Raw genomic sequence first — 12049 nt, forward strand, 5'->3', positions numbered from 1 at the left:
GATCCGGTTGAGCTGGCGCCGATCTATTCGGGACTGTTCAATGCCTGTCTGACGCATGGCGAGATCGCGCCGATGTGGGAGTTGGCGGATGCAACCATGAACGCCGCCAATAGACATCCGGACTCCCCAGTGGCCGCAGTTGTCGCGCATTGGACAAACGGGGCGACCTGCTGGTTCGGCGGCGACTATATGAACGCGAGAACGCATCTTGAGCAGGCGCTTGCGGCCTATGGTGCTGAACCGAATCTTGAGACCTTCAGGGCTTCAACGCTGGACCTGCCGTTCGTCATCATGAGATTTCTTGCTCTGGTGCTTTGGCCGATCGGACAGATTGATCGCGCCCGCCGGCTCGCCGCGGAAGCGGTGCGTTCCTCGGGAGAAAAGCGAGCGCTCTCCCAAGCCAATGCGCTCGTCCATAAGGCGGTTTTCGACGGACTGTGCGGCGGGCCGTTACAGCAAACAGAGACAATCCTTGCGCTCGCCCTCGCTCGCGACCATACGATGCCGTTGTATGTAGCCGCGGGCACATACCTCACTGGCCTCGCAAAGTGGCGCTCCGGCGACCGAGAGGACGGGCTTGCGGAAATGCGTCGAGGTTGGACCTTGCTGCATGAGAATGACTGTTACCTTTGTGAACCGTTTTGGGGAATGCAGATTGCCGAGGCGAATGCAGCGGCGGGGCAAACGGACACCGGGTTGGAGATACTGCGCGAGTTGATCGCCGTGACGGAACAGTCCGGTCAGCATTGGCTCGATGCCGAACTGCATCGTGCTCGGGGTGAGCTTCTGTTGCGTCGCGACCCGACGAACCTCGGCGGGGCCGAAGGCGCCTTTAACCGGGCGCTTGAGATAGCCCGAAGCCAGCAGACGAAAGCTTTCGAATTGCGCAGCGCAATTGGACTTGCGCGTCTTTGCATTAACAACGGCCGGGAAGCGGCCGGATCCGAGGTAGTCGCGCGAGCGCTCGTCGATTTTGAAACGGGGCATGGCCTCCCCGAAATCGAACAAGCGAAGAAACTGCTCAGGAAAAGCCGCTAGCCGATGCTTCTGCCAATGCAGCTAGAGTCTGGAGTCGGATTGCCGATCCGAGCCTGGCGAAACCTCTGTCGGCGGCAGGTTGATCATGCTCTGCAGGAGTTCGCCGACCATCGAGAGATGGTTACCCTGACCGGCATATTGCTGCATCAGGTCGGCCAGGTAGGTGTTCGCGACGAACTTCAGATCCTCGCGAGCATGGCCGCTTTCAGCTTTGCGATGCGCGCTTCATCGCGCTTGTAGAACGTCCACTGCTTGACGCGCTTGGCGCTCACCAGTCCCGCTTGCGACAGTATTTTCAGGTGCTCGCTCACGGTGGGTTGGCTGACGCCGAGCTTTTCGGCAATCAACACCCCGCAGACGCCGTCCCTGACGAGATCGCCGTCGACCTGCTCGCGAAAATGCGCCCGGGGGCGTTTCAGCCACTCCAGGATCAACAGCCGCCGATCGTTGGCGAGCGCTCGAAAAGCAGACTCGACGTCGTCTTGCAAAGAAGCCATATTGCTAATTAGCTAAATGACTAATTCCTGTCAACGAATGGGGAGTGCCTTATGGACGCGCCGGTGGATCCCGTAACCTCGGAAACGATCGCACAATGCGAGCGGCTCATTCGGCCCTTTATCCGGCGGACGCCGGTCGTCGAGGTCGATGGCGCCGAGTTCGGGCTTCCCGGCCGCACGCTGACGCTCAAGCTCGAGCTTCTACAGCACTCCGGCTCGTTCAAGGCGCGCGGCGCTTTTGCCAATCTATTGACCCGCGATGTGCCGCAGGTCGGCGTCGTCGCGGCGTCGGGCGGCAACCATGGCGCGGCAGTCGCCTATGCCGCGATGAAGCTTGGCAAGCCGGCCAAGATTTTCGTTCCGAGCGTCTCGTCGGCTGCGAAGGTGCAACGCATCCGCGACTACGGCGCCGACCTCGCGATCGAGGGCGACCGCTATGCCGATGCGCTCGCGGCAAGCGAGATATGGGCGCAGCAAACCGGCGCGCTGCCGGTGCCAGCCTTCGACCAGAAGGAAACCATCACGGGACAGGGAACGATCGGCCTTGAGCTCTCGGAGCAGGCACCTGACATCGACACCCTGCTCGTAGCGGTGGGCGGCGGCGGGCTGATCGCCGGGATCGCGGCCTGGTATGCCGGCCGCATCAGGGTGGTCGGCGTCGAGCCGCTTGCATCGCCCACGTTGACCAGGGCCCTTGAAGCCGGCCATCCGATCGATGCCGAGGCCGGCGGGTTGGCTGCGGATTCGCTTGCGCCGCGGCGCGTCGGCGAACAGGTCTTCCCGATCGTCCAGAAATATGCGCGACAAACCGTACTGGTTTCCGACGCCGCGATCGCCGACGCACAGGCGACGCTTTGGCGCGCCTTGCGCATCGTTGCAGAGCCGGGCGGCGCAGCAGCGTTCTCCGCGATCCTGTCGGGCGCCTACAAGCCCGCCGCCGGCGAACGCGTTGGTGTCATCATCAGCGGCGGCAACACCGCCGCTGTCGATTTCGACCTCGCTATGCGTAGCCGATAGGTTGTGCCCCTGGCGATCTGCGTCCCGCAGTGCTTCGCAGGCCGCGAGGTGTGACGGCTCGCCATGTTTGGAATCGCTCTAAATTATAGCGTGGAATCCTTCTAAATCGAGCCGTTCGCGACATCCGGTCGCTGACGGCACCATCGCCGCTGCGCTACTGAGACGGGCATCTTCATCAGCTTTGTCGGGCAGCCCCATGATCAATATTCGCGCTACCGCCGCAACCGCAGCGTTGCTTTGTTTTACCGCGTTCGGAGCCTCGCCGGCGTTCGCCGACGGCGAGGTCAACGTCTACACCTACCGCGAAACCAAGCTGATCCAGCCTCTGTTCGATGCCTTCACCAAGGACACCGGCATCAAGGTCAATGTCGTTTCCGCAAGCTCTGGTCTCGAGCAGCGCATGAAGGCGGAAGGCGCCAACAGCCCCGCCGACGTGCTGCTGACGGTCGACATCGGCCGCCTCGACGACGCCGTGCAGGCCGGCGTCACCCAGCCGATCAAGTCGGTGGTGATCGACGAGACCGTGCCGGCGCAATATCGCGACCCTGACGGCCACTGGGCCGGCATTTCCATGCGCGCGCGGGTGATCTACGCCTCGAAGGACCGCGTCAAGCAGGACAAGATCACCTATGAAGAACTCGCCGATCCCAAGTGGAAGGGCAAGATCTGTATCCGCTCCGGCCAGCACATCTACAACAACGGGCTGTTCGCGGCCTATGTGGCCAAGTACGGCGAAGCCAAGGCCGAGGAGTGGCTGAAGGGGCTGAAAGCCAATCTGGCGCAAAAACCCTCGGGCGGCGACCGCGAAGTCGCGCGCGATATCGCGGCCGGCAAATGCGACATCGGCGTCGCCAATACCTACTATTGGGCGCTGATGATGAACAACGATCCCGAGAAGAAGCCGTGGGCGGAAGCAACGAAAGTGGTGCTGCCGACCTTCGAAGGCGGCGGCACCCACGTCAACCTCTCCGGCGTGCTGCTGGCCAAGCAGGCGCCCAACAAGGCCAACGGCGTCAAGCTGATCGAATGGCTGGTCGGCGAAAAGGCGCAGAAGATCTACGCCGATTCGAACTACGAGTATCCGGTTCGCGCCGGCGTCGCCGTCAATCCGACGATTGCAGGCTACGGCAAGCTCAATGCCGACCCGCTGCCGATCGCCAAGATCGCCACCAACCGCAAGGCGGCCTCGACTTTGGTGGACAAGGTCGGATTCGATAATTGAACGGCGGTGAGGGCGAAGCATTAAACCCGTGATCGCGCCGCGCACACAACTGCGTCCCCTCCCCCCTTGCGGGGGAGGGTTAGGGAGAGGGGTGGCGGCAACGGCAGTGCTCGTGGCTTACCCCTCTCCCCCGCCCTCCCCCGCAAGGGGGGAGGGAGCCCACCTGCGCAAGCGGATAAACCTCGGCTTACCTTGCCGACGTGTGTCGACGTGAGTCCCGTCACGCGCTCGGGCCGCATCGCGGCAGCGATTGCGGTTGCGACCGCCATCCTTGTCGCAGCTCCCGTCATCTCGATCATTGCGCTCGCGCTGCAGCCGGCGCCTGACGTCTGGCAGCACCTGATCGACTACGTGCTACCGGCGACCATCTTCGACACCGCGTTCCTGCTCGGCGGCGTCGCCATCTTGTCGCTTGCGATCGGCACCGGCACGGCGTGGACAGTTTCGTTGCATGAATTCCGCGGCCGGAAAATGCTGCTATGGCTGCTGCCGCTGCCGCTTTCGATCCCGACCTACCTCGCGGCTTACGTCTATGTCGACCTGTTCGAACCACTGGGCCTGGTCCACAAGACGCTCGCGCACTGGCTTCCGCTGCAGGACGCGGTGCGCATGCTTCCGAATTTGCGCTCGCTGCCGGGCGCGGTCGTTGTGATCGCGCTGGTGCTTTACCCTTACGTCTATCTTTCGGCGCGCACGATGTTCCAGTACCAGAGCGCGGAATTCGCCGAGGCCGCGAAGACGCTCGGCGCCAGCCGCTGGACCACCTTCTGGCGTATCTCGCTGCCGATGGCACGTCCGGCGCTCGCGGTCGGCGTCGCGCTGGTATCGCTGGAGACGCTGAACGACATCGGCGCCAGCGAATATCTGGGTGTCCGCACCCTCACGGTGTCGGTGTTCACGACCTGGCTCAACCGCGGCAGCCTCGCCGGCGCCGCGCAGTTGTCCTGCTTCATGCTGGCGATCGTGGCCGGCCTGATCGCGGTCGAACGTTACGGACGCCGCAATGTCACGACGGAGTTTTCCGCCGAAAGCCCGCGGCTCACGCCGCGGACCCCACTCACCGGCATCAAGGGCGGATGTGCATTCGCGGCCTGCCTGCTGCCGGTGGTGCTGGGATTCCTCGTGCCGCTATTGTATCTCGCGCAGCAGAGTTTCAAGCGCGGGCTTTTTGCCAATTTCGACGTAGCGCTGTGGCGCGATGCATTCAACTCGATAGCCTTCGCAAGCCTTGCCACGTTGACCGCGCTGCTGCTCGGCTTTGCGACCATTCTCGCGTGGCGCTGGCGGCCGAATAGGTTGCGCTTCGTCGCAATGAACATCGCGCAGACCGGCTACACGCTGCCGGGGCTGGTGCTGGCGCTCGGCCTGCTCGCGCCGGTGCTCGCCATCGACAACGGACTGAACGCGCTCGCCGGATGGCTTGGCCAATCGCTGCCGGGATTGATCGTGATCGGCTCAGGTGCTGCCGTGGTGATCGCCTATGTGATCCGGTTTCTGGCGGTGCCGACCGGATTCATCAAGGCAGGGTTCGAGCGCATCCCGCACGACTACGACGACAGCGCGCGCGCCGCCGGCGCCGGCCAGACCACGACGATGCGGTTGATCCATCTGCCGCTCTTGCGCCCCGCCATGCTCGGCGCGGTCATCGTCGTGTTCGTGGATTGCCTGAAAGAATTGCCGGCGACGCTGCTGTTGCGGCCGCTCAACGTCGAAACGTTGGCGACCTCGATCTACCAGTATGCCAGCCGCGGCAGTTTTGAGGAAGGCGCGCTTGCCGCGCTCCTGATCGTCGCCGCCAGTATCGGCCCGGTGGCGTGGCTGACGCGGTTTTCGGACGTGCCGGCCGGGCCGGCGTGAGTGGACGTGTAGGGTGGGCAAAGCGCAGCGTGCCCACCATCACGAGCGCAGTGTTCGATGGTGGGCACGGCGCGAAGAGCGCCTTTGCCCACCCTACGCGACCGTTCTCAAATCCCGCGCGTAAAGCGACGGAAGCCCGGCGAACCGGTCAACGCTTCGAATGCGGGATCGCGTTTTTCTTCGGCGAAGGCAAACCCCGCTTTCGCGTAACATCGCTCCGCCGCGTCATTGCCGATGACGAAGGTGATAGAGGCGCGCGCAAAGCCGGCAGCCCGGCCCACCGACAGAGCCCGCGCGATCAGGGCCTGGATCAGCCCGCGGCCACGCGCGGATGGCTGCGATGCCACGTGCTCGATCAGCCAATCCTCTTCGCCGCCCTGCACCCAACAAGAGCGCGCATAGGCGCCGCGCGCGAAGATATCGGCGCCGCTCATGCCGGCCGCGAGCGCTACCTCCTCGATTGAAGATCGCATGGTGTCGCGTGTCTCGCGCGAGGGCATGGCGCAAAGCGCAGCCGCCGGCTCGCCGTCAACCTCGGCGATCAGGAATTGCGAGACGTGGTACCAGGATCGCGGCTTCGCCACCGCCAGCTTGCCGACGAAATCAAGCACCTGCGGTTCGGCTTGCGCGAGCGCGAAGTCGAACCAGCCGAGCGGCCTCGGACCGCGCTGCGCCAGCAGGATGGTGCGGGCAATGAAATCGGCGTCGTCAGCGCGCCCTTGGCGAATCTCCGTTGCCATAACCGCCACCGCCCATCGCCGATGCTTACACGTTCTTCAGCGCGACGCGGAACTCGGCTTCGGTCTTGGCCTTCACTTCGTCCAGCGTGACGCCGTCGGCGAGCTCGACCAGCGCCATGCCGTCCTTGCCGTGCTTGTCGATGGTGAAGACCGCAAGATCGGTCACCACCATGTCGACCACACGTTCGCCGGTCAGCGGCAGATTGCATTTCTTCAAGAGCTTTGGGCCGTCCTTGGCGGAATGCTCCATCACCACGACGACGCGCTTGACGCCGGCGACGAGGTCCATCGCGCCGCCCATGCCCTTCACCATCTTGCCGGGGATCATCCAGTTGGCGAGATCGCCGTTCTGCGCCACCTGCATCGCGCCGAGGATCGAGAGATCGATATGCCCGCCGCGCACCATGCCGAAGGAATCGGCCGAGGAGAAATAGCTGGTCGACGGCAATTCGCTGACCGTCTGCTTGCCGGCGTTGATCAGGTCGGCGTCCACCTCGTCCTCATAGGGGAACGGGCCCATGCCGAGCATGCCGTTCTCGCTCTGCAGGCTGACGTCGATGCCTGCAGGGATGTAGTTCGAAACCAGCGTCGGAATGCCGATGCCGAGATTGACGTAATAGCCGTCGCGCAGTTCCTTCGCGGCGCGCGCCGCCATCTGTTCACGGGTCCAGGCCATCAGATTTCTACTCCCGTTGCCGCCGCAGACGCGCTCGATGGGCGCGGGCGGGTGTTGCGGAACTCGATGCGCTTCTTGGCCGTGCCGACCTCGATGATGCGTTTGACGAAAATGCCGGGCGTGTGGATGTGGTCGGGATTGAGTTCGCCGGCCGGAACCAGGTGCTCGACCTCCGCCACGGTGATCTTCGCGGCGGTCGCCATCATCGGGTTAAAATTCCGCGCGGTCTTGCGGTAGATCAGGTTGCCGGCGGTGTCGCCCTTCCAGGCGTGGACAATGGCGAGATCGGCGAACAGGCCGCGCTCCATGATGTATTTCTCGCCGTCGAACTCCTTCACTTCCTTGCCCTCGGCGATCAACGTGCCGACGCCGGTCTTGGTGAAGAACGCCGGGATACCGGCGCCGCCGGCGCGGATGCGTTCGGCCAGCGTGCCCTGCGGATTGAACTCGAGTTCCAGTTCACCGGCGAGGTATTGCTGCGCGAACAGCTTGTTCTCGCCGACATAGGACGAGATCATCTTTTTGATCTGGCGCGTCTCCAGGAGCCGGCTCAGCCCGATGCCGTCCACGCCGGCATTGTTGGACACTACCGTCAGATTCTTGACGCCGGAGTCGCGGATCGCGTCCGACAGGGTTTCGGCGATACCGCACAAACCGAAACCGCCGGACATGATCATCATGCCGTCCTTGAGAACGCCGTCGAGTGCCGATTTGGCGTCGGGGTAAACCTTGTTCATGAAATATGACCTGATGGAGGGGAACGGCCGAAGCCGGCATTATCTTCGGATTATTAGGCGAATTCTTCGCGGTGCGTCAATGACGGGTGGATTATGCCGCCGAACCGCCCACCGAGCGCCATGTCGGCCTTGAAAGCGTCAAGAAAAGCCTTCAAGTTGTGTGGGTTGGCACGGGCTTAACGTTTGCGCCGCCTGCCCTATCAACTGAGATCCTTGTAGATCAACCGAGTTCGGTTAAGCCAGATCCGGATATGTCACTGACGATGGCCCAAGGAATGAAGCGCCTCGGGATGCCGGTTGCGGCGCTGTTCGGCCTGGCCGTGCTCGCCCTGATCGGAACCTCCTGGTTCATCAACCGCGACGCGCTACGGCAGGCGGTCGAGGCGCAGATCCGCGCGGTCACCGGGCTCGATCTGGTCGTCACCGGCGCGATCGACGTATCGGTGTTTCCGGGCAGCTATGTCTCGTTCCACAATGTCGGGCTGAAGGGCGGCGACACCACCGACCCCGCGCTGCAGGTCGACGTGTTGACCGCAAACCTGCGCCTGCTGCCATTGCTGCTGCGCCGCTTCGAAATCGCAGACGTCATGATGTTGCGGCCGCATATCCGCGTCGTCAGAGAGGCCGGCGGCGAGAGCAACTGGACGCCGTTCGTCGAACGCATCGCGCGCACGATGAAGCCCGGCGCCGAAAACCAGGTGTCGTTCTCGGAAATCAGGATTCAAGACGGCGTGCTCAAATACGAGGATGCCGCCAACCGTGCCACCGAACAGCTCAGTGACATCGATCTCTCGCTGGCCTGGCCGTCGATCTCGCGCTCGTTCGCGGCGACCGGACAATTCGACTGGCGCGGCGAACGCGTCGACGGCTCGATCTCGGCCAGCGACTTCGTCGCGATGCTCTCGGGCGACCGCTCGGGTCTGAAGGCGCGGCTGGTCAGCGCGCCGCTGAAGCTCGCCTTCGACGGCTCGTTGGCCAACCGCACCAGCCTGATGATGGAAGGCACGGTTACCGTCGACAGCGTGTCGCTGCGCAACGCGTTACGCTGGATGGGACAGCCGGTGCCCGGCAGCGGCGGGTTCGGCCGCTTCGCGCTGAGGGCCCGCGCCAACGTCGTTGGCGCCTCGGTTGCGCTGACGAATGTGAATGTCGAACTCGACGGCAACGTCGCCGAGGGCGTGATGACGGTTGCCAATAACGGCCGCCAGACGCTGCAGGCGACGCTCGCCGCGGGCAACCTGGATTTCACGCCCTATATCTCGACCGTCCGCCTGCTTGCGAGCGGCGCGCGCGACTGGAACCGGCAATTGTTCGACCTCACCTCGCTTTCCGCTACCGACCTCGACATGCGCCTGTCGGCGGCGAGGGTGACGGTCGGCCCGACAAGACTCGGTCGCACAGCGTTCGGCGCCAATCTGCGCGGCGGCGCGCTGGCGCTTTCGGTCGGCGAAGCGCAGATGTATGGCGGCATCGCCAAGGGCTCGTTCGGCATCGCGCGTTCGGATGCGATCGCCGACGTCAAGGCGCAGTTCCAGTTCACCGATGTCGATCTGCAGACCTGCGCCAGCGAATTGTTCGGCATCACCAAGCTTTCCGGCCGCGGCAATCTCGGCGTCTCGTTGATGGCATCCGGCTCGAGCCCGTTCGGGCTAGCCTCCTCGCTCGACGGCACCGCCACGCTCACCGGTCATGACGGCGCGATCGCCGGCTTCAATGTCGAGCAGCTCCTGAAGCGGCTGGAGCGCCGGCCGCTATCGGGCGGCGGCAATTTCCGCTCCGGCACGACACCCTACGACAACCTCACCGTTTCGGTGCACTTTAACGACGGCATCGCCACCGTCGAGGACATCCGCGTCAACGGACCGACCACGCGCCTGACGCTGACCGGCACCGCTTCGGTGCCATCACGCGAATACGACCTCAAGGGCATCGCCAGCCTGACGTCGGCCGCCGCCGGCGATAAGGGCTTCGAGCTGCCCTTCGTCGTGCAGGGCCCGTGGGATGATCCGCTGGTGTTTCCCGATCCGGAAAGCCTGATCCGCCGCTCGCCGGGCGCGGCGCCCCTGCTCGATGCGGTGAAGGATCGCAAGACGCGCGATGCAGTGCGCTCGGTGATCGAGCGGTTTACCGGCGGAGGATCGCGGCAGGCGGTGCCGGAAGCGGCTGCGGACGCGCCGGCCAACGCACCGACCGGGGCGAAGGCGAATTAACGTAGGGCGGGACTAGCGTCAGCGTAGTCTGCCTTAACGACCCCGAGTTGGCGGATTACGCCGGAGCCTGTCATCGGGCCGCGCCGTGCGCGGACCCGTTGGGCTAATCCGCCCTGGCTGAATCCCGCATATCGCGGAGCCTGTCATCGGGCGCGCATGTCGTGCGACCCATTGGCTCATGCGGGCTACTTGGCCGTGCCGCGAAAGCCGTCTCAGGCGGCAACCGCGCGCGAAGAGACTCGACGCGGCGGCCTGTGGCGTACAACGACGTCTACTTTGTAATCCAACCGCCCCAAGCAACGAACCAAACGGTCGATCGAGAATTTACCGACGCGGCCGGTTACAAGAGCAGAAACGTCCGGTTGCTTAAGTCCAAGCACAACGGCAGCCTTGGCCTGAGTAAGTTTTCGACGTCTGATGATCGCCCGAATTTCGCGGATGAGTTTCGCCTTAAGAAGTTCTTCTTCAGGATTGGCAAAGCCAAGGTCAGCAAAAACGTTGCCGCTGCCTACCGTCACCTTTTTATCGCTGCTCATTTCTTTGCTGCCTCCCATAATGTTCCTGGTAGTGGGCCTCGGCCACCTTGAGCCGCGCCTTGATCACCTCGATGTCGCGCTTCGGCGTCTCACTCCCCTTCTTCGACTTCTTTTGGAAGGCGTGAAGGATATAGACGACTGCAGCAAAGCGAACGGTGTAGACGGCTCGGTAAGTATCGCCATCTTCATCATCGACCACTTCCAGCACACTTCGGCCGCCGAAACCCTTCAACCTCCGCCAGGGCTTTTAGCCACGGCGGGTTATCTGCGTTGGGGTCGTACTATCTGAGCGGTCCTGACATCGCCGGCCTCTGTTGATGAAATCTTCCAACTCCGCCCGCTTGCGTGCGAGCAGGAGCTGGGCCCGCGCATTATCCAGGCCGGATTGATTGAGCTGACGAGCAAGCTGATCCAGTTCGGCAATCCGCCGGCGCAGGGCTTGAATGGGATCATCACTCACGGCGGCCGGGCGCCCCGATTGCAGGCTTTCTGCTGACCGCACGGACATCCAGCTTCAGCCGCTCATCGACATTGAGCAGCCGCTCTTCGCCGCCAAGCCGGTTCCGCTCGCCGATGAGGCCGACCATGGTGACCCGCATGGCCATCAGACGCGTCGCTGCTTCCGAACAGTCCTCATCGCGGTTGAGCTGTCTGCGGATGTTATCCTCCGCGCTCAGCATCTCCGACCGTAAGAATCTGATTTTTCTGCGAATTTCATTCAAATTGTTGTCCATGGGGCCACCTCGCTGCGGTAGAACTCCATAAGAACAAATAAAGAACAAATTTCAAGTTAAGAGTTCTGATCGAATCAAAGATTCTTTGAGGTTTCAGATGTCCCGTCTACCGGACCAGGTGGATGCGCCGATGACGCCGCGCCAATTGGCGACGCTGCGCACGCTCAGCGCCGAGGCCTATCAGCCAAAACTGTTCGAGAAAAACCTGACGGCCAGGGAAGCCGAGCGGCGGATTGCCGCGCTGAAGGCGGAGATCGAATTGGCGAATTCGTTCTGAGCCGCCTGACCGGAACGAAGGGACATGGAGCGGCGCCACAGCCCAAACCGACGTGCCGCCTTCAATCCAAAACCGACCTAAGCCCGGTTTGATCCAGGAACATTGCTCTTCGCTGGGTGCTTATCCCTGAATGAAGGAAAGCCGTCACGCTGTGCTGCGTGCAGGCGCGATGTCTCGCCCCCACGCGCTGAGATCGGCCGCACGACGGCTACCGTACAGAGATAGATGGAGGAGACCCGGATGAGCGAGCCGACCGAAAAGGAAATCAAGAACCGCGCCTATGAGATCTGGGAGCGCAACGGCAGGCCCGAAGGCAAAGAGGAGGAATTCTGGCGGCTTGCGGAGCAAGAGCTGCGAAATGAGGACAAGTCGTCGCCCGTCCGCACGCCCGACACCCTGTAGACGGAAGCGAACGTCGCCGGGGCTTGTGGGCCACGTTGTTTGAAGCGCTTCCCCTTCTGGAGGAATTCATTCGGGGCGCACGTTCTCGGAAGCAGGCGTGACTTCT

At 63.1% G+C, this 12049-nt stretch carries 14 protein-coding genes and 1 pseudogene; 7 read left to right on the forward strand and 8 right to left on the reverse strand.

The window, feature by feature from the left end:
- Positions 1 to 96: 96 nt before the first annotated feature.
- Positions 97 to 1038 carry a hypothetical protein gene (locus tag V1277_RS09685; protein ID WP_334415982.1) on the forward strand — a complete coding sequence of 314 codons (942 nt, stop codon included), beginning with the start codon at positions 97 to 99 and terminating at the stop codon, positions 1036 to 1038.
- A gap of 21 nt (positions 1039 to 1059) precedes the next feature.
- On the opposite strand, the pseudogene V1277_RS09690 reads toward V1277_RS09685, so the two are convergent.
- Positions 1060 to 1212: pseudogene (locus tag V1277_RS09690) on the reverse strand (cyclic nucleotide-binding domain-containing protein); the annotation flags it as partial.
- A 5-nt stretch (positions 1213 to 1217) separates the two neighbouring features.
- On the reverse strand, positions 1218 to 1535 hold the full coding sequence (locus tag V1277_RS09695) for an ArsR/SmtB family transcription factor (RefSeq protein ID WP_334415983.1): 318 nt from the start codon (positions 1533 to 1535) through the stop codon (positions 1218 to 1220).
- Between the two features lie 51 nt (positions 1536 to 1586).
- Here V1277_RS09695 and V1277_RS09700 point away from each other — a divergent pair, with 51 nt between their 5' ends.
- The 3 genes from V1277_RS09700 (at position 1587) to V1277_RS09710 (ending at position 5631) form a co-directional block, all read left to right on the forward strand.
- Positions 1587 to 2552, forward strand: a complete 966-nt coding sequence (locus tag V1277_RS09700; protein ID WP_334415984.1) for a threonine/serine dehydratase — start codon at positions 1587 to 1589, stop codon at positions 2550 to 2552.
- A gap of 196 nt (positions 2553 to 2748) precedes the next feature.
- Complete coding sequence (locus V1277_RS09705) at positions 2749 to 3774, forward strand: Fe(3+) ABC transporter substrate-binding protein (RefSeq protein WP_334415985.1); 1026 nt, start codon at positions 2749 to 2751, stop codon at positions 3772 to 3774.
- Positions 3775 to 3984: 210 nt separating this feature from the next.
- On the forward strand, positions 3985 to 5631 hold the full coding sequence (locus V1277_RS09710; protein WP_334415986.1) for an ABC transporter permease: 1647 nt from the start codon (positions 3985 to 3987) through the stop codon (positions 5629 to 5631).
- A gap of 107 nt (positions 5632 to 5738) precedes the next feature.
- Here the strand turns inward: V1277_RS09710 and V1277_RS09715 are convergent, their stop codons facing one another.
- Genes V1277_RS09715 through V1277_RS09725 form a run of 3 tightly spaced genes read right to left on the reverse strand, consistent with a single transcriptional unit; the run spans position 5739 to position 7784 of the window.
- Complete coding sequence (locus V1277_RS09715; protein ID WP_334415987.1) at positions 5739 to 6371, reverse strand: GNAT family N-acetyltransferase; 633 nt, start codon at positions 6369 to 6371, stop codon at positions 5739 to 5741.
- Positions 6372 to 6396: 25 nt separating this feature from the next.
- Positions 6397 to 7047, reverse strand: coding sequence for a 3-oxoacid CoA-transferase subunit B (locus tag V1277_RS09720; protein WP_334415988.1), 651 nt, complete (start codon positions 7045 to 7047; stop codon positions 6397 to 6399).
- Complete coding sequence (locus V1277_RS09725; RefSeq protein WP_334372898.1) at positions 7047 to 7784, reverse strand: CoA transferase subunit A; 738 nt, start codon at positions 7782 to 7784, stop codon at positions 7047 to 7049. Before V1277_RS09725 ends, V1277_RS09720 begins: the two co-directional genes overlap by 1 nt.
- A gap of 263 nt (positions 7785 to 8047) precedes the next feature.
- On the opposite strand from V1277_RS09725, the gene V1277_RS09730 reads away from it, so the two are divergent.
- Positions 8048 to 9994 (forward strand): AsmA family protein, encoded by a 1947-nt coding sequence (locus tag V1277_RS09730; protein WP_334372897.1) that lies wholly within the window; start codon positions 8048 to 8050, stop codon positions 9992 to 9994.
- A gap of 212 nt (positions 9995 to 10206) precedes the next feature.
- On the opposite strand, the gene V1277_RS09735 is transcribed toward V1277_RS09730, so the two are convergent.
- The 3 genes from V1277_RS09735 to V1277_RS09745 form a co-directional block, all read right to left on the reverse strand.
- Complete coding sequence (locus tag V1277_RS09735; RefSeq protein ID WP_334415989.1) at positions 10207 to 10530, reverse strand: helix-turn-helix domain-containing protein; 324 nt, start codon at positions 10528 to 10530, stop codon at positions 10207 to 10209.
- The gene (locus V1277_RS09740; RefSeq protein ID WP_334415991.1) at positions 10517 to 10762 is read right to left on the reverse strand and encodes a type II toxin-antitoxin system RelE/ParE family toxin; all 246 of its coding nucleotides are present in this window, start codon (positions 10760 to 10762) and stop codon (positions 10517 to 10519) included. The genes V1277_RS09735 and V1277_RS09740 overlap by 14 nt, the downstream gene beginning before the upstream one ends.
- Before the next feature lie 220 nt (positions 10763 to 10982).
- Positions 10983 to 11264: a hypothetical protein gene (locus V1277_RS09745; RefSeq protein WP_334415992.1), complete on the reverse strand. Its 282-nt coding sequence runs from the start codon at positions 11262 to 11264 to the stop codon at positions 10983 to 10985.
- A gap of 97 nt (positions 11265 to 11361) precedes the next feature.
- Here V1277_RS09745 and V1277_RS09750 point away from each other — a divergent pair, with 97 nt between their 5' ends.
- On the forward strand, positions 11362 to 11541 hold the full coding sequence (locus V1277_RS09750) for a DUF3072 domain-containing protein (protein ID WP_235984094.1): 180 nt from the start codon (positions 11362 to 11364) through the stop codon (positions 11539 to 11541).
- A 240-nt stretch (positions 11542 to 11781) separates the two neighbouring features.
- Positions 11782 to 11943, forward strand: coding sequence for a DUF2934 domain-containing protein (locus V1277_RS09755; protein ID WP_334372891.1), 162 nt, complete (start codon positions 11782 to 11784; stop codon positions 11941 to 11943).
- The last annotated feature ends 106 nt before the right edge of the window (positions 11944 to 12049 follow it).

Origin of the sequence: Bradyrhizobium sp. AZCC 1588, assembly GCF_036924735.1 — a bacterium.
In the GTDB taxonomy this organism is placed as follows: domain Bacteria; phylum Pseudomonadota; class Alphaproteobacteria; order Rhizobiales; family Xanthobacteraceae; genus Bradyrhizobium.